Raw genomic sequence first — 25,159 nt, 5'->3', positions numbered from 1 at the left:
ACCATGACAACACGCTCAACCATGCTACAACTCGGTTACTTAGGCCTGGTTCCATTTGTGTTTAGTTTAGGGCTGATTTTCACTGACATCTCACTCTTCAATTTAAGTGGTCAGCAATTTTTCATCGCATATAGCGCCGTTATATTAAGTTTTTTATCTGGCATCCTTTGGGGTAATGGCATTGAGCATTACTACCACCGCCTTAGCCGAAATGTATTAATTCTCAGCAACCTTTTTGTCTTACTGGCTTGGGGCGCATTACTGCAGGGCCACAAACATTACGCGGTCGCTACCCTACTCTTAGCAATTGGGTATCTTGCTGTTTGGTATGCAGAAAAGCTCGTGAGGAAAGTCGAACAAGACGCCGAGCCCAAGGGATATCAAGGAATGAGGAGCAAACTGACCTTCGGCGTAATCGTAATGCACGGATTGGCTTTAGTTTCATAACCTGGTCTGTCCAGTACTAAGATCACAAAAAAACGTCTTTTTATAAAACAATGTTCATTTCGTGAATGCACACATATTTTGAACACTGTTTTGTTTCATTTATGAATCAATCCACATATAAGTAATTCAAAGCATTCACAAAGGATATGAATATGTTTTTTCGCAAACTTTTGTTTAGCACTGCGATGATCAATGCAACGACAGGTTGCGTGTCTTACCAGGCACAACAAGCCGCCGCTCAAACAGTAAATAATACAGGCACTGTGCTTACCAATGTGATTAAAACCACGATTGCTCAGCCATGTAATGTTGCAATCACTGCTGCTAGCTTGTTTTATCCGCATGCCATATTTATGACTAGTGTTCCGACTCAAGCATGTACAAGCGTTCTTAGATAATACGAAAGTGATAAGCATAAAAAATGGCGACTCTACCGTCGCCATTTTTAAGCTTCAATGCTATTTATAGTTACAGAGTCAATAAGTAATTAACTAATTGATTGTACTCGTCGTAAGTACGAATTTCGTTGGCCAAAACAATGTATTTATTGTTCACAACCACACCCGGAACCCCTCTCAACGTGCTAGCAGAGAATTGCTTATCAAAACCTTTCTGCATTGAGTTTACGGCGAAACTATTGTACGCCGCATCAAACTTCTTACCTTCGACGCCATTATCAACGAACAGCTGTTTCAGCTCAGCTTCGTCTTTTGGCGCTTGTCGCTTTTGATGAATTTGGGCAAACATAGCAGGAATCATTGTATCTTCAACTCCTAGCGACACCATCGTCGCGTAGGACTTGGCCATCGGAATCGCCATATCTCCGCCCATGAACCCCACATGCACCTTTTCAAACTTTGCCTCTTTTGGCAGAGCAGGTTTTAAACGCTCAATAAGCGACTCAAACTTGTAGCAATGTGGGCAATAAAAAGAAAAGAATTCCGTCACAACAGGTTTCGATGCTTTCTTAACATCCAGAACTTTGTAGTGCTTCCCTTCTTCAAATTGCGCTGCATGAGCGGTAAAAGTCAGTAAAAGTGCACTACATAAGGCAAGTAGTTTTTTCATTGTTTATTTCCTTGTGGCATTCAAATGCCAAATCATTTCATTTGGTAAAAAAGGGTAAACCCCAAGTAATTTGAGATGAGGAATTAAACAATCGGAGGACGATAAAGCTTGGTGATCACTGTCACTACTTTTTCGACTAGAGGCCTATCAATCAAGGCAAGGCTATAAGGAAGAAGCAGTAAGTCGTTTTGAGATAAGTTAGCGGGAATTTTGACCATGCAGGAAGAGCTACAACTCGTGTGAGATTGTTGTGCCTTATTGATGGCTGACTCATCGTGATGTGATTCTACGCAGTCGTCATTGACGCCAAGTTGTTTGTGCAGAGCAGCCTGTTGAACAATAAGATCGCGTACTTCAATTGTTTTCATCGGAGCGGAAGCCTGCGCCACAGGAGCGACACTACTCAAAAGCATAGCAACTAAGCAAACTATCGCAGTCAACAATGTACGGTTAAACTTCAACATAGCTACATCAAGGAAAATGGTGATTTAAGATAATACATGATAACGGTTTGACTTCAAGATACGGACTCTCGGCTCGCTAACAAACTCTGTTCTTTGACCATTTTAGGCTAGTGAATTTTCTCTCTAACGATCCCTCAGTACACGAAACCAGCACAACGAACTATTCACCGTTCGGATACTCCCCTCATCAGATACCAGCAACAATTCGATAAAACTTGAAATCATTATGAAACACGAGTAATAGTTAGAACAGTTTTTGTACGAACAAGGAAAGATCAATGCTTAAAAAGAGATTCTTTAAGACAAAAGATGAAGTCGAAGTCACGTTCGAGCTAGATAAAGATCAGTGGGACTCGGTCCAAATTGCTGGAGACTTCAACAACTGGCAACCAGAACCGATGAAATTAGTGAAGAAAAGTCGTCAGTTTAAATTTAAAACCCGCTTACCTAAAGCGCAGAATGTTCAGTTCCGTTACTTGCTCGATGACGCGAAGTGGGAAAATGACCCACAAGCTGATGCTTACGTTCCAAATGCATTTGGCAGCGACAACAGCGTCGTATGTACCACCGAATAAGCGGTAATTTCGCTTTAAGATTCCATACCTAGGCGCAAACGTTGCGCCTTTTTACATCTCTCGAAATGTGATTGGTGATTAGATTTAAATCATTAATTGGCAATTTTATCCAGTTAACTCATCCGATAACCTTATTCTGAGAAAGCTTTATTTGAAATAATTCGTAAATTTGTTTAAGTTCCATTGATATTAAATATTGTATACATCACTTAAATGAACGCACAACAAATCAAACCATCTCTAATCATTGTGGAAGACGATCCCAAATTACAAACTATGTTGGGAGAGTATTTTGTTGAACAAGGTTTTCAGGTCAAATGTATCGACAATGGGACGGACGCACCCAATGCGATTATTGACACACAACCAGACGTGGTGCTGTTAGATTTGATGCTACCCGGGCAAGATGGTCTGAGTGTATGTCGTCAAATCCGAGAATGCTACAAAGGCAAAGTGTTGATGCTGACAGCAAGTGATGATGACTTCGATCATGTCGCCGCATTAGAAATAGGCGCAGATGACTTTGTTACTAAACCCATCAAACCTCGCGTATTGCTGGCTCGTATTCGCATGCTATTAAGAAGAAAAGAGGCGGCGCCTACCGAGTCCGAAAACGGCCTACAAATTGGTGTTCTGTGTTTAAACCGATTGCGTAAATCGTGCGTAATGAACCAAGAAGAAATTGCGCTGACAGACGGCGAGTTCGATTTGTTGTGGGTTCTTGCAACGCATGCTGAAAAAACACTATCACGCGAGTGGCTGACCAAAACACTGCGTGGTATTGAATACGATGGAACAGACCGCACCATTGATAATCGCATAGTGACACTGAGAAAGAAGCTAGGCGATGCTTCTTGCTCACCACAAAAAATCATTACCGTTCGCGGCAAAGGCTACCTATTTATGCCTGATGCATGGAATGAATAATGAGACGGATTTATCTGGAAAGCTTTGTTGGCCTTATCATTCTGTTTATGGCTAGCTTGTGGGGATACGAGTTCTTAGTTTATGAGATCAACACAGATTATGACTACCTGTTACAAGAGCATGAGGGTCAAGCTTTTCACGATCTGATCTACCCTATCTATAAAGAACACGGATTAGAATATACTCAACAACAGTTGGAACAATTTGCCACATCAAGCCATCGTTTGTTGGTGCCTCATACGCTTGAAGAGCTTCCAACAGACATCAAAAAGGCGTTTGAAAATGATACCTCCGTTAACGTCGCTTACGATGAAGAAAGGGATATCTGGTTCCGCCTAGATGCGAGCACGCCTATCTTTAAAATGAGCGATAATCCGAATAGCCCTGTGGTTAAAGCTGCCAACTTTGATGACAATATCGTTTGGTTGTTCTTTTTAGCTGGATTTGCTCTGTATTGCATATTGTTGATCTGGTTCTTAAGCCGTCGGATTCGAGAGCTAGAGAGAGTGACCGTTGAGTTTGCCTCAGGTAACTTCAAGGCTCGAGCTAGTACCTCAAGCGCTAAGTCTGTTGGGACGTTAAACAAAAGCTTTAACACGATGGCCGATAAAGTATCTCGCTTGATCACTAGCAATAAAATGCTAACTAACGCCGTTGCACATGAATTGCGTACCCCAATCTTCCGCTTACAATGGCAAGCAGATTTGTTATCGGATTCAACCTTAACTGAACAACAGAAAAAGTATGTTTACAGTATCGTCGAAGACATTGACGAGATGGAAGAAATGGTTGAAGAATTGCTTTACTACGCAAAGATGGAGCGTCCTGACACAGCATTACAAACTCAAGAAGAAGTCGTCCTATTCAACTTAGTCAAAGAATTACGACAGAGATGGCAAAAAGAGACTACACTCGCTATCTCGCTTCAAGAAGTAAACTCAGAAAACGTTCTCGCGTTTGCTGACCCAAAATTGTTAAAGCGAGCCTTAGATAACTTGCTGCGCAATGCAATGCGGTACGCAGATAAGCAGATTTTAGTGGAGATAAAACACGATCAGCACCGCTGCTTCATCAATGTTCATGATGATGGCATAGGTATTGAAGAAAAGCATTGGCCTCATCTATTCGAACCATTTTACAGCGCGGATGAATCTCGCAACAAAAAGACGAGCGGGTTTGGGCTCGGTTTGGCGATTGTCAGACAGATAATGGAGCTTCAACGTGGAGAAGTTTCGATTTGCCATAGCCCACTTGGAGGAGCTTGCTTCACACTTAGCCTCAAAAAATCAGACAGTTAACTTAACCTTCCTACCCCGTTTACAGAAGACGACACTTCAATACACTCAAGCGACAGAGCCCAACAATAAAACAGTGTACATTTAATCCATAAGATTCACACACTAAATGGATAGTACTCATGTATAAATCTTTTATCCTGATTATGGCGCTTACTTCTACGCTTACAGCTTGCGCCTACAACCAAAAACCTGTCGTCGACATGACCAATGTTGACCCTAGTACATATGAACAAGACTTTCTTTACTGCCAAGGCTATGCAGAAAATGTCGACAAATCAGAGGCAGCGAAATCTGAAGCCACTAATGGGGCAGTTACAGGCGCATTGATCGGCGCAGCTGCTGGTGCGCTAGAAGACGGATTAGGTGGAGCGGCTGTCGGTGCTGCTGCCGGCGGTGCTGTAGGAGCTGGAGCTGGTGCTTTGAGTGGAACAAATGATTCAACCAAAACCCAATCTCTCGTATTGCGTAAATGTCTCCAGAACAAAGGCTATACCGTCTACGATCTTGATTAAATAAGCACTTTTCTTAAATTATCGCGCGATGGATTCTATTCACAAATGTTTCACGCTGTAACGATTAATCTCGTTACCTCTCTGGGATATGTGTTCCATCCCAATGCTTAAATAGTAAGGTCATATTTTGAAGCCAGGTAAAACAGGTATACGCCGTGTCATGGATGCGACCGGCTATTCATTTCAAGGATTGAAAGCCGCATGGACACACGAAGCCGCTTTTAGACAAGAATTGATTCTCGCCTTGGTGCTTTCCGTCTGTGCTTTTTTCCTTCCTGTCACCACATACGAAAGAGTGCTGATGATCAGTAGCCTGTTCTTGGTATTGATCGTCGAACTCATTAATTCCGCCGTAGAAGCGGTTGTCGACCGTGTTAGCGATGACTGGCACGAGCTCAGTGGTAGAGCCAAAGATATTGGTTCAGCAGCAGTATTTGTTGCGTTAACTCTTGCCCTTTTTATTTGGGCTTCGTTCTTGCTCTAATTTTTATTCAAGACACTCATTATGAAGACACATGATTTACAACAGAGAGGTATCTCTTACGTTACCTTTACTTTCCTGTTGGCGCTGTATTTCGCTCTCGTCGTAAATATCCCTATTTATAAAGAACTGATCGGCATCTTTACACACTTAGATAATGTCAAGATTGGATTTATTATCACAATACCAATTTTCTTTCTTGCCGCGCTCAATTTCCTTTTTAATTTATTTAGTTGGCCTTGGATCGGCAAGCCGTTCTTTATAATTTTAATCATTGTTTCAAGTATGGTGAGCTACGCAAGCTATAACTATGGCACACTTTTCGATTCTGGAATGATTGCCAATATTGTTGAAACCGATTCGAGCGAGGCGAGTTCTTACCTGAGTGCTCACTCTGTAATTTGGACGCTGATTATGGGAGTTATCCCAGCGATAATTGTCTTTAAGGTCAAGCTGCAATCTCAACGCCACCAATTACTGTACTTCTCTGTTACCAAATTAGTATCGATGCTGTCGTCGCTAGCTGTCATCGCCGTCATTGCCAGCGTGTACTATCAAGACTACGCATCTGTAGGGCGCAACAATAGCCACCTAAAAAAAATCATCATACCCACCCAGTTCGTTTACAGCGCGACCGGGTATGTGAAGGAGAAATATTTCACCACGCCACAGCCATATCGAGAAATCGGCACAGATGCAAAGCAGTCAGATAGCGCCGTACAGCAAGCACAGCGCAAACCAACACTACTGGTTTTTGTCGTAGGAGAAACCGCTCGAACGCAGAACTACCAACTCAATGGCTATACACGAGAGACAAACCCTTATACTAGTAAATTGGATGTTATCTCATTTCAAGACGTCGCATCTTGTGGCACCGCGACTGCTGTATCTGTGCCTTGTATGTTTTCACAGCTCACGCGAAACGAGTTTGAACGCACCAAAGCGGATAACCAGGACAATGCTCTCGATATAATGCAGCGCGCTGGGGTTGACCTCATTTGGAAAGAAAATGACGGTGGGGATAAAGAAGTAGCCCACAAGATCAAGAAGATTGAAGTGGATCGAAAGCAAGTAAGCCCTATGTGTAATGGCCAAACTTGTTACGACATGGCGCTATTAGATCATTTTGATCAGGAAGTCGCGGATATGCACGGTAACCGAGTGGTCGCCATGCACCTTATAGGAAGCCACGGTCCGACCTACTTTCAGCGTTACCCAAGAGACAACGCCTTCTTTAAACCAGACTGTCCACGTGCAGACATCGAAAACTGTAGCATCGAACAAATAGTGAACACATATGACAATACAATACGCTACACCGATCTTGTATTGGCAGAAACCATCAAAAAACTTAAAGCGTTAGAGTCTGAGTATAATACCGCGCTAATTTATATATCGGATCACGGTGAGTCACTAGGCGAAAACGGATTGTTCTTACATGGTATGCCTTATGGCCTTGCACCAGATTTCCAAAAACGCGTTCCTTTGATTATGTGGCTGTCTTCAGGCTTTAAACAAGCAAAGCAGATCAATACTGACTGTTTGTATAAACAAGCACAGAATGCAGGCCAATACTCACATGATAACGTGTTCCACTCTTTATTAGGCATTATGGATGTACAAACTCAAGCCTACGATAGCAAGTTAGATATATTCAAAGCCTGCCGAGCCGTTTCCTAAATCATTCAATAAAGCCTGGCTCAAAGTGTGAATCAGGCTTTTTCTAACAAGGTATTTAAACTCATCGCCGCGCCAAGCGTTATACTGACAGTCCGCGATCCATACATCGAGATAAGGACTAGGATGAAAATTGGTATTATTGGTCTAGGGGATATCGCTCAGAAAGCATACCTTCCTGTTATCACTCAGCTTCCAAATATCGAACTTGTATTTTGTACCCGCAACCCAAACACACTTGAGAGCCTGGCTAAGCAGTATCGAATCTCAGAGATCTGCCAAGACTACCAGCAACTTCTGCACTTTGGCGTCGATGCCGTCATGATTCATGCGGCAACAAGCGTACACCCTCAAATAGCGGCATTTTTTCTGCAGCATGGAATTCCAACCTTTGTCGACAAACCATTAGCGAATAGTGCTGATGACGTAGAAAAGCTGTACGACATTGCCGAAAAAGAGAGACAGCCACTCTATGTGGGCTTTAACCGTCGTCACATTCCACTTTACAACCAACATATGCCACAAGTGCAGCAAGGCAACATATCTAACTTAAAGTCGCTACGCTGGGAAAAGAACCGTCATCAACTACCGGGGGATGTTCGTACCTTTATATTTGATGATTTTATTCACCCATTAGACAGCGTTAACGTCACAGCCAAAGCCGATCTAAAAGATGCTTATGTAACTCATCAACTTGAAGGTGGTCAGTTGGCGCGCTTAGATATTCAGTGGCAACATGGAGATACTTTGCTCCACGCCTCGATGAATCGCCACTTCGGTATCACTACAGAGCGCGTTCAAGCTTGTTATGCAAACAAGGCAGTTGAGTTCGACTCCTTCGTTGAAGGCAAACTATGGCAAGCTAACCAAGAGCAAAAAATCAATTTGAAAGACTGGACGCCAATGCTGACGAGTAAAGGTTTCCATTCGATGTTGCTCGACTGGTTTGGCGTCGTTGAGTCTGGAAATATTGCTAATGAAGTAGTAAAACGCAACATTGCCAGCCATCGATTGGCAGAGCAAATTTGTCAATATCTCGAGAAAGTTGTCTCTAGATAATGCGATTCTTGGCTATATGCTTGATTGAGTATTACGCTCTATACTAAAAAGACTTGCCTTAAGGAAGGCATTCATTCTCTGTTAAGACTACGGCGATTATTCTATCAATCAGGTGAATGAGGGCACAAAAGCACACATCGACAAAACAGACGGTTTAGATTTGTTTTACGGTGCTCTCAGGTATCTGAATCATCACATTCAAGAATAAAGGAAATAGAATGAGAACACTTGGTAACATCATTTGGTTTGTATTTGGTGGCGTATTTATGGGGTTGCTATGGTGGTTTTTTGGTATTTTAGCCTTTATTAGCATCATCGGAATACCTTGGGGGCGTGCGTGTATCGTTATGGGTAATTTTTCCTTTTTCCCATTCGGTAAAGAGGCCATCTCACGCGATGAATTGACCAATGAAATGGACATTGGCACGAGTCCGCTCGGCGTTATTGGTAACGTCCTTTGGTTTGTATTTGCAGGCCTTTGGTTAGCTATCGGTCACGTACTTTCTGCCGCAGCATGCTTTGTCACCATAATCGGCATTCCGTTTGCGCTCCAACACCTCAAGCTAGCGGTTATTTCACTCGCACCAATTGGTAAAACGGTTGTATCGTCAGAAGAAGCTGCAATGGCTCGATACAACATCAATCGTTAGCAAAAAGCTAATGCGCTTTCTATCCTCTGGGCAGTCATGCTCAGAGGGTAACGCCCGTCAAAAGTAAGCCTATAATCGCTATCGCATATTCAATAATGGCTGATTGTATATTCATACCGTCACCTTTACGTTGAAGTTTATCCTAGCTCAGCACTGCTTTACTTTTATAATTAATTAATACGCCCAATCGAGTTCAAGATGCTAGACTCATAGCGTCGTCACTGACTCAAACTCCAAAAACGACGTAACGAAAAAGCGAGCTATCCTATGCTCGAAATATGGATTCTTTCCCCCTCGAAGTAGAGTTCAACAACAAAAAGACGAACTATAATCATAGCCAAAATTAATGCTTTTCGACCTAAAATATCTCACATCAATCAAAGAAAGCTTCTAAGATTTTCTCTTTTTGAGTAAATATAGACAGTTACAGTAGCGAAATTCTTCTCGGTAAAACTCCCCACTCAATCTCATGATCAGTTTTTTAAAAAAACAACAAAAATTCGTTGTTATCTAGAGTAATTATTTTATTTGTCGCAGAGCAATTCCATCAATATCATTTGCGACATCGGAGTGCTAGAGCATTGAACTTTTTAGCATTTATCACAGGTATAGAACGTAAAAAACCTTTTATTACTTATTTTTCTTTTTACATATGTTCTAACTCAACGTCTATTCAGACAGGAATATACCGTGGATAAATATCAAGCAGCTTATGCTAAGCGTCTAGAGAAACTAAATGGGGATCCATCTCCTAAAACGATAGCCCGCCTTTCGGCTTGGGATGCGTTTTTTAACAAGGAGTACGAGCTCCAAGACTTGGAATACCAGCTATCGGACGCTGCGCACCAGCACTATGAACAGTCGCATGCGAAGAGCGACATTAGCTTCAAAGAATTCAAACGAGCGTTCTATAATGAATCCATCAAAATTTACAATTTAACTGATGGCGCTTCTATCCAGAAAGTATTCACCCCATTACTTTTGCTTACAACGCTCTGGATAGTGTTTGTATGCCTATTTAACAAGTGATCATCAAACTATTCCAACAACGATCAGTATGGGACTACAGGTATGGCTCTATGTAAGGGGGCTAATTCGCTCGGTCTCCTTCACTAAATTAGCGACTCAATTACCCGCAATTCCATAGGCTAAAAGTGACAAGGGCATCCGTTGATGCCCTTTTTATTCAAAGGAACGCAACCTAGACCTTTGGCCCACTTGGGTATAAAACCATTATGCGTTAAGCTGCACGCTATTATCCGATTGATAAAGAGTGGAGCGAAGTGATGGAAAAAGTAGGCTCTCGAGCATTGATTGTCGAAGGTGGAGCCATGCGAGGCGTATTTTCATGCGGCATACTCGATCATTTTCTTGCTAGCGAGTTCTCTCCATTTGATAGCTTTTGGGGAGTGTCTGCGGGTGCTAGCAACTTGGCTGCCTACTTAGCTAAAATGCCCGGACGTAACTTAAAAATCTACCTCGATTACAGCTTAAGAAAAGAATTTATCTCTCCATCTCAACTTCTACGTGGTGGTGATATGATGAACTTAGACTGGATGTGGAATGTCACCCTCGAAGAACTTGGCATCGATAAATCTGCGCTCAAAGCTGATTCACGACCTTTCTTTTTAGGCGTGACGCGTCAAGACAATGGGCAAGCGGAGTACCACCTTCCTGATGTCGACGACTTGGCAGAAACAATGAAAGCCAGCAGCGCACTGCCTGTACTTTACCGAAATGGCGTATCACTGAACGGAATTCAATACGTTGATGGTGGCGTCTCAGACGCACTTCCTGTTGCAGAAGCAATAAAGCGAGGAGCCAAAAAGATTATGGTTTTACGCAGTCAGCCCGCAAGCTATCAAAAGCCAAGAGGAAGATTCAGCGCCCTAACTAAGAGGATGTTGAAAGAAACGCCCGGATTAATTGAACCGATGTTGACACGTGAAGTTCGCTACAATCAGACCTTAGCGCTGATCAACAACCCTCCACCTGGTATCGAAATCATTCAAGTGTGTCCTCCTGAAACATTCAAGTTGAAACGGCTGAGTCGATCGCCAGCACCACTGCGTCATGCTTATGAGTTAGGAATTGAAGCAGGAAAGGAAGCCATCATACGCTGGAGTCATAAGTAGAAAAAAGCCACGTTGATTAAACGTGGCTAACGCAAATTCGATGGCAGTGGATTATCGTATTTGCTTCTGGTCGAGCCCAATATTCAGGCTCAAAACTGTTTTAATTTGCTCGCTAACTGAGAAAGCGAGTAGGCTGTCAAAACTAGTAAGTTTCAAACAACCCAGAGTTGTAGTCTTGGATGGCTTGTTCTATCTCTTCCATGCTATTCATGACAAAAGGGCCATAATGCACCACGGGTTCATTAATTGGCTCACCTATAAAGATCAGTGCACCACTCTCTTTTTCGGCCTGCAATTCAACCCATTCACCTTTCGATAAAATAGCCATTTCGCCTTGATTGATCTCACGACCTTTTAATTGAATACGACCTTTATAGACATAGAGCATCATGTTGTTGTCTTGCTCCGTGTTCAAATTCAAAGCTTGACCACCCATCGCTCTCCAATCGGCTACCGTGGCAGAAACACCTGTCTCTGTTAGCGGCCCCTGAATTCGTTCGTTGTTTATAGTCATATGACCCGCAATCAAACGTACAACCCCCGTATTCGGAGTATCAAACTCAGTGATCGTTTCAGGTTGAAAGTCATGATATTGAGCTGGCTGCAGCTTATTTTTCGCGGGCTGGTTAATCCAAATTTGGAAACCATGCAATTCGCCTTCCTTCATAATAGGCATTTCGCTATGGATGACGCCTCTTCCTGCCGCCATCCACTGTGCACCACCGGAACGAAGCTCACCAACATTATCCATATGATCACGATGCTGGAAATGACCTTTCAACATATAAGTAAGCGTCTCGATACCGCGGTGCGGATGCGGAGGGAAACCGCCGATATAATCAGCGCGGTCTTCTGATTTGAGTTCATCCATCATCAAAAATGGAGAAAAGCTAGCATTATTGAAACCCGCTACTCGGCGAATTTTCACTCCATCACCATCAGCAGTAGCTTGCGCAGGAATAAGCTGACGAATGTCTCTGAATGTACTCATACTAGTTCTCCTAGTTTATCTATGTGACCGCTTGCAAATCGCATGTTCAATCTATGGCTATCGATAAGGTTCTATTTTAGGTTGATGAGCTAAAATTATGAGCCATACTATTCGTTCTACTTATTCAACTTTTTCGAACAATACAATTTATCGAGTTAATAATGAGCACATTTAATTTATCTAAAATAAATGTAGCTATTTTCTAAACAAGGTGTATAGTGTGCCTTGGCTCTTAGAAGAGAGCTGTTAATGCAACATTTAGTTTAAGTTTCCTCTCAGTAAAATCTTGAATCCCCAATTCAGACACCTGCGTACAACTTCCTCTTGATTGAACATTCAATAGCTTAGAAAAGATCCACAAAACAAATCATAATTTTAATGTTTAATTCAAAGGTATTTTTATGTCTAAAGTAACTGGTTCAGTAAAATGGTTTAACGAAACTAAAGGCTTCGGTTTTCTATCTCAAGACAACGGCGGCCAAGATGTATTCGTACACTTTAACGCTATCGTTTCTGACGGTTTCAAAACACTGACTGAAGGTCAGAAAGTAAGCTTCAATGTAGAGCAAGGTAAAAAAGGTCCTCAAGCGACTGAAGTAACTCCTCTATAATACTGCTTTTCTTGGTGTAGCATGCCCATGCTGCACCAAACCTCTCTCCTTCAAAAATATTCTTTCATCAATCACTCAGCCTAATTTTAGGCATTGCTTTGTGCTATCTAAAATAAACTGAATAGTACTGCTTAATTTATTATTTATAGGAAAAATCATGTCCTCAAAAAGAACTGGCCGTCAAAGGCATTGGTATCAATTACTTAACAAAGAGAAAATCACTAAAAAACAGGAGAATAAATGTTATAAATTGAATTTAATTTAGAACAACCTCAAACCTCTTGGAACGCTAAAATACATCAATTAAATGGTGATATTTTACGAAGACACGTATTACCGAAACTTCTTTCTCATAGCTTCATGATCGATTTTGAATATTGTGAGAAAACGCAATCTGGAACTATTCTCTGTGATTCAGGTTCAAAGTTAGGAAGTTTTACTGTTAACTGATTCAGTTTTCATGCATTAATGGATAATGCAACTAATTTGGAAGGTATCCAATGGCTAGAAAAAGTAAGAAGCAGTCAGAAAAAGACAAAAAAGAGTCTGAACAAAACGCGGCGGCGGTAAAGCAGAAAACTCGACGCCGCATAGAAGACATTATGGAACAAAGAGAATTTGATAAGTTATTCGATCTATAAATGCTCTCTAGTGCTTTCTCTGCCTTTATCGTTGTGCAAGGTACCGCCACCTACCTTTGCTCAAACGAATCTCCACTCTTTTAGACTACTCTTCTAATTACACGTGCCTCTCACACACGCAAAAACAACTGGCTCCTCTATACTCAAGTGACTTGCAAATAGTCGTTTCGCTCACAGGAAAACCCGTGACTAATGACAGTTAGGTTATTTGCGTATAGCCAAAGCGATATTTTTGCGTATAATCCCTCTCGTTTGCTTCGTATAACCCCAATGATATGGTTTGGGGGTCTCTACCAGTTCCCGCAAAGTGCTGATTACGAAGAGTTGAGATCATCGTGGGTCTTACTCTTTGTGATAGCGTTCGATTTATTTCTATCTATACCTATTCTTAGAGTAACTGCATCCACAATACACATAAGGTGGAATATGAACGCATTTATTCAAGGTCTTCCAAAAGTAGAGCTGCACTTACATATCGAAGGTTCACTTGAGCCGGAACTCTTATTCAAATTAGCAAAACGAAACGGCATCGAGATCCCTTACTCTTCTCCGAGTGAACTACGCAGCGCATATCAGTTTACAGACTTACAATCATTTCTCGACCTCTATTACCAAGGAGCGGGAGTTCTGCGTACGGAGCAAGATTTTTACGATCTCACTTGGGAATACTTACTGCACTGTAAAGAAGACAACGTTATTCATACCGAAATCTTTTTTGACCCTCAAACACACACAGAACGCGGCATAGACTTTGACACTGTTATCAATGGAATCGCTCGTGCGCTAAAAGATGGTCACGAAAAACTTGGCATTACCTCGCAAATTATTGCGTGTTTTCTCCGTCACCTTTCAGAAGAGAGCGCCATAGAGACCCTACAGGCTATTCTGAAACACCGTGATAAGATCATTGGTGTTGGACTAGATTCTTCAGAACAAGGTCATCCGCCAGCTAAATTCAAGCGCGTATTTAAACAAGCAGTAGAAGAAGGCTTACTTACCGTTGCTCACGCAGGTGAAGAAGGCCCCGCACAAAATATTAGCGATGCAATTGAAATGCTTTACGTGAGCCGCGTGGATCACGGTGTTCGCTGTGTTGATGATGAAGCATTAGTTGAATCCTTAATCGAAAGCCAAATGCCACTGACAGTGTGTCCGTTATCGAATCTTAAGCTATGTGTATTCGACGATATGAAAGATCACAATATTGTGGATTTGCTACGAAAAGGTGTCGCTGTAACGATTAACTCAGACGATCCTGTGTACTTTGGTGGCTACATGACGGATAACTTTCTGGCCGTCAACAACGCACATCCAATGAGTAAGAGTGAACTTGCCCAATTTACAATGAACGCGATTGATGCCAGCTTTATCGATAACGAGTTAAAGGCGAAATATCGTCACCTTGTTAGCCAATACGTAAACCAGCACGAAGCTTTGCAATAAAGGCATCAGTGCCACGCCTTAGGCCAAACGCGTAGGTATTAAAACCCTACAAAAACTCTGTGGTTAACCGCATTTATAAACGCTAGACTGAGAAAGCTAAACTAGCACACAAAAAGGAATAGAATCATGATTCAACAAGGCCAAGCTCTACCAGTTGCAACTCTAAGTGAGTTGACTGCCGATGGTATGGTGAACCACGACGTTACAGAACTGTTTGCGAACAAGAAAGTCGTACTCTTTGCTGTACCTGGCGCATTCACCCCTACCTGTTCAGAAGCCCATCTACCAGGCTATGTGGTATTAGCTGATGAGCTAAAGGCAAAAGGTGTTGATTTAATTGCGTGCGTTTCTGTAAACGATGCATTTGTGATGCAAGCGTGGGGCGAAGCTCAAAACGCTTCTGAGATTTTGATGTTGGGTGATGGCGACGCTAGCTTTACTAAAGCATTAGGTCTTGAAATGGATACAGGCGGCTTTGGTGGTATTCGCTCACAACGTTACGCAATGATCATTGAAAACGGCACAGTGACTAAGCTAAACGTTGAAGAGCCAAAAGAGTTTGAAGCAAGCAAAGCAGAAACGATTTTAGCGGCGCTTTAAGCTTACTCCTAAATACAAAAACGGAAGCCATCGCTTCCGTTTTTTGTTGGTTAACGCATTCTCACAACACTCGTTTGTTGCTTACGCTGCATTTCCGCAAAAGTCAGCACAAACGGGGATGACTGCTTTACACGGCTTGGTAATGAAGAAAGCGCATTGTAGGCATCCTGCTTCGTTTTAAAATCACCAACAGTTACCGTATACCAACGCGTGCCTCGGCTGTTTTTCCAGTTAACCCAAACCGGATGCTTAGGATCGATATAGCGAATATAATCTTTCACATCTTTTTCTTGCTTTAGCGCGAGTACCTGCATCGTGTAATGGTTTGGGTTTAAATAACCATATGCATCCTGAGAGGTCATGACTCCAACACATTGGCCGCTATCGACCTCCTGCTGGTAAGGCATAGCGCAGCCCATGAGCGATAAAATCAATGTCAAAGATAAAATCTTGTGCACGTGTCACTCCATTCTTGTTCTAGTTTCTTTTCTCTCGCACCCAAAAACACAAAACGCTCTTGGTCAGGTAAAAACACACCCTTACAAGAGGGCCTGTGTTTTAACGCAACGAGTATTCCAAAAACGTAAGGCGACCACGTTGGTCGCCTTAGTAAATTGATTTAATAGAACATTAACAAGATAGAGTGATATAGACAGAAGTTCGCTACTGTTTAGAACCAGCTAGCGACCAATTGCTTAAACCAGTCTAAAATTCGCTTGAATAAACTGCCTTCCTCCACGGACTCCAATGCAACGAGCTCGGCTTCATTTACGACCTTACCGTCGACTTTGTAAAGCACTTTACCAACCACTTGTTGCTCAGAAATTGGCGCAACTAAATCACCGTTGTATTCAACTTCCGCTTGCAGATTTTTTACATCTCCTTTTGGCAAAGTGAGATAAACATCGTTAGCTACGCCGACAGTAAGCTCGTCTTTTTCGCCCATCCAAACTCGAGCTTTCGCAAGTTCCGCACCCGCCTCAGTCGGCATTACCGTATCGTAAAAGCGGAAGCCATAACTCAACAGCTGCTTGCTTTCTGATTCACGAACATTCTCACTCTTCGCTCCCATCACTACGGCAATCAAACGCATATCACCTTGTGTTGCAGAAGTCGCTAGACTATAACCCGCGCCGCTTGTATAACCAGTTTTCATGCCATCGACATTCATACTACGATCACGAAGCAAGCCATTACGGTTGTATTGAGTGATGCCATTGTAAGTAAACGAGGTTTCGCTATACAGCGGATAGATATCAGGTAAGTCACGAATAATCGCTTGGCCCAACTTGGCAATATCATAAGGTGTCGAATATAAACCGTCACTGTCTAGGCCGTGAGGGTTGGTGAATGCCGTGTTAGACAATTCAAGCTTGGCGGCCCAACTATTCATCAAACTCACAAACCCTGATTCACTTCCCGCAACATGCTCAGCAATAGCAACACTGGCATCGTTACCAGATTGAACAATCAGACCACGGTATAAGTCAGACAAAGAAACGGAAGTATTGACTTCAATAAACATTTTTGAAGAATCTGGGAAATTTTTTGCCCAAGCATTTCGGCTGATGACAACCTCATCATTCAACGTAATATTGCCTGTATTAATTTCTTGACCAGCTACATAAGCAGTCATCAACTTCGTTAAACTCGCAGGGTTTAAACGTTTGTGGGCATCACGTTCAACCAGTACTTTCCCCGTATGGAAGTCCATCAAAACATAACCACGAGAACTGAGTTCCGGCGCATTTGGCACAACTGAAGGCGCAGCATAAGCCAACGAGGATACAGCAGCGAACCCTGTAATTAACACTGTGTGTAATATAGTACTTTTTCTCATCATGACATCTTATCTTAGTAGCATTTAAGGCTTACAAACGGTACCCGAATGAATTCAAAGCGCGGGATTACCTAGTTAAAAAACGAGTATATTGAAACGGCGCTCAGTTACAGCCACCTTGTTACGATTGGTTACTTTTACTCAATGTTTGTCGAAAATAATGAGAGGTAGGTAGAGCTTTCGTCTTGAAGAACGACACAGGAGCGAAAATAATTCCGTAACGCTATGTTTTTTGAGAGGAGAGAAAAAGCGCGCAAGTCAATTCAGGGAGTAAGTTGGTATAGGAAAAGTAGTTGAGCTTTTATCCATATCTAAATAGGAAACAACAAAACAACCAACAATAAGCCCAGCTAATTACTTACCAAGAAAACATACTGAAAACGCATCATAAAATCGCAATTAATTATCGATAAATTTAAAAACCTCAGATTATAATTTATGTAAATTTCATTTATTATTAAATCGGAGAAAAATACAGCTTTCCTTTCTTAAAACTAAGAGACGATTTTTTCGATGTTTTTAGGTTTATCTCATCAGAGAACTTGGTATAACAGTGAGGGATAAGGCATCCGGACTTAGCGCGAAAGGATAACCCACTGTTATTTAAGTTCACACGCTGCTTTTTAATGACTAGAGACTTTAAACTGCGGTTACCTTCGGTTTGTGCGGCTATTCTTTGACGTATCCCAACCCAGTACGACTCAAACGACGACATCATACATATCCTCTTTCATGATATAAGCATTAATAATTAAACATCGCTAAAAGCTAAGCTTGTCTTAAATAAAAGTAATAGAAATTAATTTTATTTCTTCAAAACAAATCAACCCGCATATTCCACATAAATTTAGTGGTTATGTCAAATATTAATTATCATTAATTTTATTTATAATAGATATAAAATCAGTTTATAATTTTTAAATAATTTAATTATTAGAAATCAGTATAACCAGTCCATATTTAACATGAAAATATGAGCTTTGTTTTTCATCATAATATATAAATACATTAAAGATTCATCTACGAACTAAATGCTCTTCAAGAGGTGATATAAATTAGCATTTCGAGACTAAATGAGAATAAAAATAGCGCACCGTATATGGTGCGCTATAGACTTGATTAAGGTCACTGTATAAGCATAGATAAAACTAAACTCATTTGACGTAGCTAGGCCAAGATTGCTTATGGTTTAAGTTTCAATACTTTATCAATATCTTCTGCGCTGTGGCGCTCAGGTAACTGCTCCCATTCTTCACCCCATGAACGGTTCACAATTCGACCACGTTTTACCGCTTCACGCTCATCAATTACTTTTGCCCAACGCACAACGTTTTTGTAGCTTTCTACGTCTAAGAATTCAGCCGCATCGTAAGCACGACCCAACACAAGGTTGCCGTACCATGGCCATGTTGCGATATCAGCGATGCTGTACTCATCGCCACCTAGGAATTCATTGTTCGCAAGACGCTTGTCTAATACATCTAACTGACGTTTTGCTTCCATTGTAAAGCGGTTGATTGGGTACTCGAACTTCTCTGGTGCGTACGCGTAGAAGTGACCAAAACCACCGCCTAGATATGGCGCAGAACCTTGCAGCCAGAATAACCAGTTCATTACCTCAGCACGCTTAGCGCCTTCTTTTGGTAAGAAATGATCAAACTTCTCTGCTAGATAAAACAAGATGTTGCCAGATTCAAACACGTTCACTGGCTCAGAACCCGAACGGTCAACCAATGCCGGAATTTTAGAGTTTGGGTTAACAGCCACAAAGCCAGAGCCAAACTGGTCGCCATCGCCAATCTTAATCAGGTATGCATCGTATTCTGCTGCCGTTACGCCAGCCGCCAAAAGCTCTTCAAACATGATCGTCACTTTCTGACCATTTGGGGTACCCATTGAGTAAAGTTGGAATGGGTGCTCACCAACTGGAAGCTCTTGCTCATGACGTGCGCCAGAATCCGGACGGTTGATGCTCGCCCACTGACCGCCGTTTTCATTATCGTTTGTCCAAACTTTTGGTGGAATGTATTCGTTAGCCATTGTTTTCCCTTATTGTGTTTGAATGCATCTTCAAACTGACGGGTCTTACGCGCCAGCAAGCATTATTAACATCACCTCTTCGCCAACTGCGATTAGGCATACTCAAGATATTAGGTCGAATTCGCTAAATAAAAGTCCTGCAATCTCTTTTAGTTAGAACCTTTGGTTATGGGATTTTCTTTCACGCTATAAGTAAAAACGTCGCGATAATGTGAACTAGGTTCGAGATGCCAACGATGAGTAAGCGACACTCGGCGGCGCACCTCTATTTGGGGATTTAGAACAACCGCTAAACTTCAAAGTCACCAAGAATGAAGTTGTTCTGGATACCTTAGTTCAAACAACTTACGTGCGTGATAGGCAGTTAAGTTAGATAGTTAGAAAGAAAAACGCCCTTCACTAAATCAATGAAGGGCGTTTTAATGTATTCGAAACCGTTACTTAGCTGATTCAAACAAACCAGTTATACCTTTCAAAGGGAAAAGCCTTGCTTCTTCCAAACCTATCAACGTTACTTTACTAAGGTCATCAATAAAGAAACGACTGGTCATCGTGTGTTTGCCACCATTAATGAAAATCTCGATGACAGAATTGTCGATATATATATCAATCGTCTGCTTAGCGTCCAATCTTGGTGCTTTTCGAATGCTACCAAATTCTTCTGCGTACAAATGAGACATGTGACGACGGTCCAGCATAAACTCGTGCTTTGTCGCACTAAAGACGATGTTGTCACCTTTGAGGTTACTCAGCTCAAGTTCAAAGCCATCGCCCTCAAGGTCTAGTTGGATCAAACAACTGGTGCTTTCCAGTGTATGGGATTGTGCAAAGACCACCTCTTCTTTTCTTAAATTCTTCAGCTCAGGGAGCGGAGTTTGAACAAGAAAACCATCTTTCAACGTTAGTTCTCTAGGAAGAGACAACATTCCTGCCCACTGGTGTGTGACCGATGGTGTATCGATTTCTGGCAACCCTATCCATGCAATAAGAATGCGACGCCCATTCTCATCTAAATAGGTTTGTGGGGCGTAGAAATCAAACCCATAATCTGGCTGTAATATATGTTGGTGGTTTTCTAAAGTCATCGACTCTAGGTTCAACTGATCACCCACGATATACGCGACAGAATAGATGTTTTTAAAATCATAAGGATTACTACTGCTCACGCCCTGTGGAGAAAACAGCATCACCGATTGACCATTAATCTCAAAGAAATCAGGACACTCCCACATGTACCCAAGGTCAGAAAACTTGGTCTTGATAGGACCTTTATGCTGCCACGTTTTCAAATCTTTGCTTTGATAGAGCGCCATAGAACCATGCTCAGTTTTGGTTTGAGCACCCACCACCATCAAATAGTCGTCGCCTTTCTTCCAAACTTTTGGATCACGAAAGTGCTCCGTGTAATGTTCGTTCTCAATGACCACACCGTGCTTTTCAATGTTGCCGTCTGAATCCATGGTGGCAAAACACTGTGTTGGGATTCGATTCCAGTTTTGGTCACGCTTGTTGCCAGTAAAAAACAGCAAAGCCTTGTCGTTTTCCACCAAAGCACCGCCCGAATAGACACCATGTGAATCGTAGTCTTGGTCGGGATGAAGACCCACGCCATGATCTTTAAAATGGATGAAGTCTTTAGTAGAAAGGTGATACCAATACTTCATTCCATGGACTGGTCCCACAGGCGTCCACTGGTAAAAGATGTGGTGCTCACCATTGAAATAGCACAACCCATTTGGGTCATTTAACAGCCCAAATCTAGGGGCGATATGAAAACTAGGAAAGCCTTTATCTTGCTGACGTAAAAGTGTCATTTCTTCGATATCACACTGAGGGATTTGCTCAAGTCGGCGATATCTTTGCTCTACAGTCCAACGGTTGTCTAAGCTCATAATTTTTCTCAACTGAAATTGGATCTGAAAATCATTGCCCAATAAATTGCAGCAATTTTGTCTGGGTTGGAAGCGCGGTCATTGCGCCTTTTTGCGTCGTCGCTAATGCACCACAGCCATTTGCCCATTGAATCGCAGAGCTAACAACAGGATGATTTTTCCAATCGTCATGTTGAGACAGACATGCCAGTAGCCCTCCGACAAAAGCATCACCCGCACCTGTGGTATCAATCGGACTAACGACTTGACCGGTGATCAGCTCACTCTGACTTTCAAAGACGCGCCAAACGCCTTTCGCACCTTGTGTCACCAAGACCAAAGCAATATTCATAGCGGCTATTTGTTGTAAACCTTGCGCTATCGATGTTGAGTCAGTTAAGAACAAAAGCTCTTCTTCAGAGAACTTAACCACATCAGCCATCGCTACAGCCTTCATTACGACAGCTTGGATTTCTGATTGATCTTGCCACACTTCATCACGCAGGTTAGGGTCAAAGCTAATGAAACCACCAGCGGATTTTGCTCTTTTTATCGCCTCAAATGTGCTGCTTCTACTTGGCTCATTTGCCAGTGAAATCGAACAAACATGCAGCCAGTCACCTTGCTTAAAGTTTGGGATGTCTTCAACAGACATAAACTGATCAGCGCTCGGTTTTACCATAAACGTAAAGCTGCGCTCACCTTGATCGTCTAAACCCACCACCACTGTTGATGTTCTTTGCTCAGGATCTTTAACGAGAAACTCCGTGCACACGCCCTCTTGATCCAGCGTTGATTTCATAAAGCGACCAAATGGATCATCACCCACACGTCCAAAAAACGCACTCTTACCAGATAGACGAGCAATTGCTACGGCGACATTCGCTGGTGCACCACCGGGACATTTGAGTAAAGAAGTCTCAGATTCCGGTATTAGATCGACAACAGCATCACCAGTTACCCACACTTGATTCATCTTGCTTACCTTAAAATTAAAGCCCTGATAGTCCAACGTGTTGAACACCTTCACTACCAAGTAAAAATTGAAAAAGGCTAGCCAAGCCATTAGTGCTTGGCTAGCACCCCAAACATTTAGGAAAAGAAGTGGATTTTGGGGGACTCCACCCTTAAGGAATTCAGATTAAGCCGTTGCTTTTTTACCGACTTTAGCGCGGTCACGCATACCAAGAACAATGGTGAGAACAAATGCGGTCAAGAACGCGATCACCATACCCGCAATGTAGTAACCAATCTTATCCGGCGTGATGGAAATGATGCCTGGAAGACCAGCTGCCCCTAATGCCTGAGCTTTCACATTAAACATTGTGATGAACGCACTTGATAACGCCGCAGCGCAAACTGCCGCAATAAATGGGTAACGTAGTTTTAAGTTAACACCAAACATGGCTGGTTCTGTAATACCCAGCAAACCCGTGACACCCGATGGAATCGCAATACCTTTCATCTTCTTATCTTTACTCATCACGCCCACTGCCAACGCTGCTGCGCCTTGAGAAACGTTAGACATTGCCGCAATAGGAAAGATAAAGGTGCCGCCCGTCGTCGCAATATCCGCAAGAAGTTGCGTTTCAATCGCAATGAAGCTGTGATGCATACCGGTAATAACAAACGGAGCATAGATAAGACCAAATACCGCACCACCAACAAAGCCAGCTGTGTTGTATAGCCAGTTCAGACCATCACCCAATAGGAAACCGATATCTCGCGTGAATGGACCGACGACAGTAAACGTCAATAAACCCGTGATGAAAATCGCAAGTAGCGGCGTTAAAAGGTTATCTAAAACAGAAGGAATAACCTTGCGCAGACCCAACTCAACCTTCGCAAGAATGAATGCCGATACCAAAACCGGTAACACCGAACCTTGGTAGCCCACTTTTTGAATTTCAAAGCCAAGAATATTCCAAACCGGAATGTTGCCAGATACCGCAGCTCCCCCGAAGCCCCACCCGTTAAGTAATTCTGGGTGGACCATCAACATACCTAACGCCGCCCCTAAATAAGGGTTACCGCCAAACTTCTTACTGGCTGAAAATGCCAGCAGAATAGGCAGGTAAACAAACGGAGCGTTCGCAAACGTGTTGATCATGTTCGCCAAGTCTGTCAGTCCTGGGTTGGCATCAATCAAAGATTTGCCATCAATAAACAAGCCTTGAGCAGTCAATAGGTTATAGATACCCATCAACAAACCGCCAGCGACGATTGCTGGAATGATTGGGACGAAAATATCAGACAGCCCTTTCACCGCGCGCTGAACGATGTTTTGTTTCTCTGCGCCAGCAGACGCAACGTCGTTGGTGGACATTTCACTCATCCCCGTCAACTTCGCCATTTCTGCATAAACTTGGTTTACGATGCCCGATCCAAAAATGATTTGGTACTGACCCGCAACTTTGAACTGCCCTTTTACCCCTTCAAGGCTATCAATCGCTTGTTCATCTATTTTTTGCTCATCTGCAACGGCAAGGCGTAAGCGTGTCGCACAATGCGCAAGTGCGGTGATGTTGCTTTTACCACCTAATAGAGTTAACAACTCTTTTGCTACTGCCGGATAATTCATTTCATACCCCATTGGATTATTATCTGAGCTTGCGATATTTTCGGGAACGTTTGCAAAACAGATTTTTGCTCAATAAAACCAAATGATCAAAGATAAAGCAGAGAGAATGTGAGAATGATCGTCAAATTCTCTCCCTAAGAGCAGTATAGGAGGTTAGAATCGCTACTTATCAAAGAGATTTTCATCTTCTCTTTGCAAACAATCCCAAAAACGAAAAACAGAATGGATAGGAACAATGGCGAGTCTGCATGATGTCGCCCGTCTGGCTGGCGTATCAAAATCAACAGTGTCACGGGTTATAAACGATGAGTATGGCGTAAAAGAAGCGACAAAACAAAAGGTCCGCCAAGCAGTAGCGGAGTGTGGCTATGTGCCGAACCAAGTCGCTAAAGATCTAAAATCTCAAAAGACCAATCTGGTTGGTGTCATTGTTCCTCGGGTTTCCTCTCATGCCACATCCCAAGGTGTCGATGGATTAACCGATGTCCTTGAAAAAGCTGGGAAACATGTCTTACTTGCTAGCACTCACCAAGCCCACGAAAAAGAACTGGAATATATTCAGATCTTTAACCAAAAACGGGTTGAAGGGATCATTCTTTATGCCACCCACCTCGATTCCAAGCTGGTAAAAGCAATTCAAAACTCAGCCGTCCCAGTTGTGCTCGTCGGTCAAGATGGTTCCATGTTTAATATTCCAAGCATCATTCATGATGACGCACGAGTAGGGTTTGAAGCGGGAAATAGACTGGTTGCAAAAGGTTGCCAAACCATGGGTTTTATTGGTGTGCAAGGTGACGATATCGCGGTAGATAAACAACGCTCTGAAGGATTTGTTCAAGCTCTGCAACACCATGGTTTTGAGCTCACCTTCCATGCTCGTGGTGACTTTACAATCGATTCTGGCTATTCATTGGCAAAACAACACTTAACAAAGAACCCTAAACTAGATGGCTTGTTCTGTGCAACAGACCGTATTGCTATCGGTGCGATGAGAGCGATTCAAGAGCTCGGGTTAACACCGGGTAAAGACGTTTTAGTGCTAGGAGTTGGTGATGATGAGCTCGCATCAGTGTGCACCCCAACCTTATCAACATTTAACTATGCATTTGATAAAGCAGGGGAAAATGGTGCGAAACTGTTACTAGATAGAATTGCCAACAGAAGTTTTGAAATGAGTAAGATGGTACTAACCTTCAAAACAATTGAGCGTCAGTCCTGTTAATGAAAAAGCGCCAACTGAAATCAGTT

Annotated in this window: 27 protein-coding genes, 1 pseudogene and 1 riboswitch; of the genes and pseudogenes, 19 read left to right on the top strand and 9 right to left on the bottom strand. The window is 42.5% G+C overall.

The genetic code is table 11. The features are described from left to right. The first annotated feature begins 3 nt into the window (after window positions 1–3). Both R7Q09_RS06095 and R7Q09_RS06090 read left to right on the top strand, forming a co-directional pair. Window positions 4–447 (top strand): DUF3429 domain-containing protein, encoded by a 444-nt coding sequence (locus R7Q09_RS06095; RefSeq protein ID WP_017819861.1) that lies wholly within the window; start codon window positions 4–6, stop codon window positions 445–447. A 152-nt stretch (window positions 448–599) separates the two neighbouring features. Beyond that, on the top strand, window positions 600–845 hold the full coding sequence (locus R7Q09_RS06090) for a hypothetical protein (protein ID WP_017819860.1): 246 nt from the start codon (window positions 600–602) through the stop codon (window positions 843–845). Between the two features lie 70 nt (window positions 846–915). Here R7Q09_RS06090 and R7Q09_RS06085 read toward each other — a convergent pair whose 3' ends face one another. After that, window positions 916–1,515 (bottom strand): thiol:disulfide interchange protein DsbA/DsbL, encoded by a 600-nt coding sequence (locus tag R7Q09_RS06085; protein WP_005373667.1) that lies wholly within the window; start codon window positions 1,513–1,515, stop codon window positions 916–918. A gap of 83 nt (window positions 1,516–1,598) precedes the next feature. Beyond that, the gene (locus R7Q09_RS06080) at window positions 1,599–1,979 is read right to left on the bottom strand and encodes a hypothetical protein (protein ID WP_005373669.1); all 381 of its coding nucleotides are present in this window, start codon (window positions 1,977–1,979) and stop codon (window positions 1,599–1,601) included. Between the two features lie 278 nt (window positions 1,980–2,257). Here R7Q09_RS06080 and R7Q09_RS06075 point away from each other — a divergent pair, with 278 nt between their 5' ends. The 10 genes from R7Q09_RS06075 (at window position 2,258) to R7Q09_RS06030 (ending at window position 11,293) form a co-directional block, all read left to right on the top strand. Then, on the top strand, window positions 2,258–2,554 hold the full coding sequence (locus tag R7Q09_RS06075) for an isoamylase early set domain-containing protein (RefSeq protein WP_005373671.1): 297 nt from the start codon (window positions 2,258–2,260) through the stop codon (window positions 2,552–2,554). 213 nt (window positions 2,555–2,767) lie between these two features. Beyond that, window positions 2,768–3,481, top strand: a complete 714-nt coding sequence (locus R7Q09_RS06070) for a response regulator (RefSeq protein WP_005373673.1) — start codon at window positions 2,768–2,770, stop codon at window positions 3,479–3,481. Beyond that, entirely contained in the window at window positions 3,481–4,779 is a 1,299-nt protein-coding gene (locus R7Q09_RS06065; protein ID WP_042522686.1) for an ATP-binding protein, read from the top strand. The genes R7Q09_RS06070 and R7Q09_RS06065 overlap by 1 nt, the downstream gene beginning before the upstream one ends. Window positions 4,780–4,898: 119 nt before the next feature. After that, entirely contained in the window at window positions 4,899–5,291 is a 393-nt protein-coding gene (locus tag R7Q09_RS06060; protein ID WP_005373677.1) for a glycine zipper family protein, read from the top strand. A gap of 127 nt (window positions 5,292–5,418) precedes the next feature. Beyond that, the gene (locus R7Q09_RS06055; RefSeq protein WP_017635149.1) at window positions 5,419–5,775 is read left to right on the top strand and encodes a diacylglycerol kinase; all 357 of its coding nucleotides are present in this window, start codon (window positions 5,419–5,421) and stop codon (window positions 5,773–5,775) included. A gap of 21 nt (window positions 5,776–5,796) precedes the next feature. Continuing rightward, window positions 5,797–7,452: a phosphoethanolamine transferase gene (locus tag R7Q09_RS06050; RefSeq protein ID WP_086047515.1), complete on the top strand. Its 1,656-nt coding sequence runs from the start codon at window positions 5,797–5,799 to the stop codon at window positions 7,450–7,452. 123 nt (window positions 7,453–7,575) lie between these two features. Further along, the gene (locus R7Q09_RS06045; RefSeq protein WP_318070609.1) at window positions 7,576–8,508 is read left to right on the top strand and encodes a Gfo/Idh/MocA family oxidoreductase; all 933 of its coding nucleotides are present in this window, start codon (window positions 7,576–7,578) and stop codon (window positions 8,506–8,508) included. A 218-nt stretch (window positions 8,509–8,726) separates the two neighbouring features. Further along, window positions 8,727–9,158 carry a YccF domain-containing protein gene (locus R7Q09_RS06040; RefSeq protein ID WP_005373685.1) on the top strand — a complete coding sequence of 144 codons (432 nt, stop codon included), beginning with the start codon at window positions 8,727–8,729 and terminating at the stop codon, window positions 9,156–9,158. 690 nt (window positions 9,159–9,848) lie between these two features. Continuing rightward, entirely contained in the window at window positions 9,849–10,187 is a 339-nt protein-coding gene (locus tag R7Q09_RS06035) for a hypothetical protein (protein WP_017635147.1), read from the top strand. Between the two features lie 257 nt (window positions 10,188–10,444). Further along, window positions 10,445–11,293 carry a patatin family protein gene (locus R7Q09_RS06030; protein ID WP_318070608.1) on the top strand — a complete coding sequence of 283 codons (849 nt, stop codon included), beginning with the start codon at window positions 10,445–10,447 and terminating at the stop codon, window positions 11,291–11,293. A gap of 142 nt (window positions 11,294–11,435) precedes the next feature. On the opposite strand, the gene R7Q09_RS06025 is transcribed toward R7Q09_RS06030, so the two are convergent. Beyond that, window positions 11,436–12,284 (bottom strand): pirin family protein, encoded by an 849-nt coding sequence (locus R7Q09_RS06025; RefSeq protein WP_318070607.1) that lies wholly within the window; start codon window positions 12,282–12,284, stop codon window positions 11,436–11,438. Window positions 12,285–12,685: 401 nt separating this feature from the next. On the opposite strand from R7Q09_RS06025, the gene R7Q09_RS06020 reads away from it, so the two are divergent. From R7Q09_RS06020 to R7Q09_RS06000, 5 genes are all read left to right on the top strand, one after another. After that, window positions 12,686–12,895, top strand: a complete 210-nt coding sequence (locus tag R7Q09_RS06020) for a cold-shock protein (protein WP_005373691.1) — start codon at window positions 12,686–12,688, stop codon at window positions 12,893–12,895. Between the two features lie 249 nt (window positions 12,896–13,144). Continuing rightward, entirely contained in the window at window positions 13,145–13,345 is a 201-nt protein-coding gene (locus R7Q09_RS06015; RefSeq protein ID WP_318070633.1) for a hypothetical protein, read from the top strand. Window positions 13,346–13,395: 50 nt separating this feature from the next. After that, window positions 13,396–13,536 (top strand): PA3496 family putative envelope integrity protein, encoded by a 141-nt coding sequence (locus tag R7Q09_RS06010; RefSeq protein ID WP_017633782.1) that lies wholly within the window; start codon window positions 13,396–13,398, stop codon window positions 13,534–13,536. 237 nt (window positions 13,537–13,773) lie between these two features. Beyond that, window positions 13,774–13,873: riboswitch (purine riboswitch) on the top strand. A gap of 89 nt (window positions 13,874–13,962) precedes the next feature. Next, entirely contained in the window at window positions 13,963–14,979 is a 1,017-nt protein-coding gene (locus R7Q09_RS06005) for an adenosine deaminase (protein WP_017819853.1), read from the top strand. A gap of 126 nt (window positions 14,980–15,105) precedes the next feature. Beyond that, on the top strand, window positions 15,106–15,579 hold the full coding sequence (locus tag R7Q09_RS06000) for a peroxiredoxin (RefSeq protein WP_005373699.1): 474 nt from the start codon (window positions 15,106–15,108) through the stop codon (window positions 15,577–15,579). A 50-nt stretch (window positions 15,580–15,629) separates the two neighbouring features. On the opposite strand, the gene R7Q09_RS05995 is transcribed toward R7Q09_RS06000, so the two are convergent. The 3 genes from R7Q09_RS05995 to yghU all read right to left on the bottom strand — a co-directional run bounded on the left by R7Q09_RS05995 (window position 15,630) and on the right by yghU (window position 19,459). Next, window positions 15,630–16,037: an SPOR domain-containing protein gene (locus R7Q09_RS05995; RefSeq protein ID WP_005373701.1), complete on the bottom strand. Its 408-nt coding sequence runs from the start codon at window positions 16,035–16,037 to the stop codon at window positions 15,630–15,632. A 212-nt stretch (window positions 16,038–16,249) separates the two neighbouring features. Beyond that, window positions 16,250–17,419, bottom strand: coding sequence for a D-alanyl-D-alanine carboxypeptidase family protein (locus R7Q09_RS05990; protein ID WP_017819852.1), 1,170 nt, complete (start codon window positions 17,417–17,419; stop codon window positions 16,250–16,252). Window positions 17,420–18,601: 1,182 nt separating this feature from the next. Next, a complete protein-coding gene (yghU, locus tag R7Q09_RS05985) occupies window positions 18,602–19,459 on the bottom strand; it encodes a glutathione-dependent disulfide-bond oxidoreductase (protein WP_005373705.1) in 858 nt (285 codons plus the stop codon). Between the two features lie 253 nt (window positions 19,460–19,712). On the opposite strand from yghU, the pseudogene R7Q09_RS05980 reads away from it, so the two are divergent. Further along, window positions 19,713–19,832 (top strand): annotated as a pseudogene (locus R7Q09_RS05980) (dihydrofolate reductase); the annotation flags it as partial. A gap of 64 nt (window positions 19,833–19,896) precedes the next feature. Here the strand turns inward: R7Q09_RS05980 and R7Q09_RS05975 are convergent. From R7Q09_RS05975 to R7Q09_RS05965, 3 genes are all read right to left on the bottom strand, one after another. Beyond that, window positions 19,897–21,351 (bottom strand): sucrose-6-phosphate hydrolase, encoded by a 1,455-nt coding sequence (locus tag R7Q09_RS05975; protein ID WP_318070606.1) that lies wholly within the window; start codon window positions 21,349–21,351, stop codon window positions 19,897–19,899. 31 nt (window positions 21,352–21,382) lie between these two features. Then, window positions 21,383–22,306: an aminoimidazole riboside kinase gene (locus R7Q09_RS05970; protein ID WP_318070605.1), complete on the bottom strand. Its 924-nt coding sequence runs from the start codon at window positions 22,304–22,306 to the stop codon at window positions 21,383–21,385. Window positions 22,307–22,471: 165 nt separating this feature from the next. Next, complete coding sequence (locus tag R7Q09_RS05965; protein WP_005450218.1) at window positions 22,472–23,911, bottom strand: sucrose-specific PTS transporter subunit IIBC; 1,440 nt, start codon at window positions 23,909–23,911, stop codon at window positions 22,472–22,474. A 235-nt stretch (window positions 23,912–24,146) separates the two neighbouring features. Between R7Q09_RS05965 and R7Q09_RS05960 the strand changes: the two genes are divergently transcribed. Then, entirely contained in the window at window positions 24,147–25,133 is a 987-nt protein-coding gene (locus R7Q09_RS05960; protein WP_050940955.1) for a LacI family DNA-binding transcriptional regulator, read from the top strand. The last annotated feature ends 26 nt before the right edge of the window (window positions 25,134–25,159 follow it).

It is taken from the genome of Vibrio sp. 2130-1 (assembly GCF_033339515.1).
Note: the sequence above shows the minus strand (reverse complement) of the source record. Positions and strands in the feature narration are given on the sequence as shown.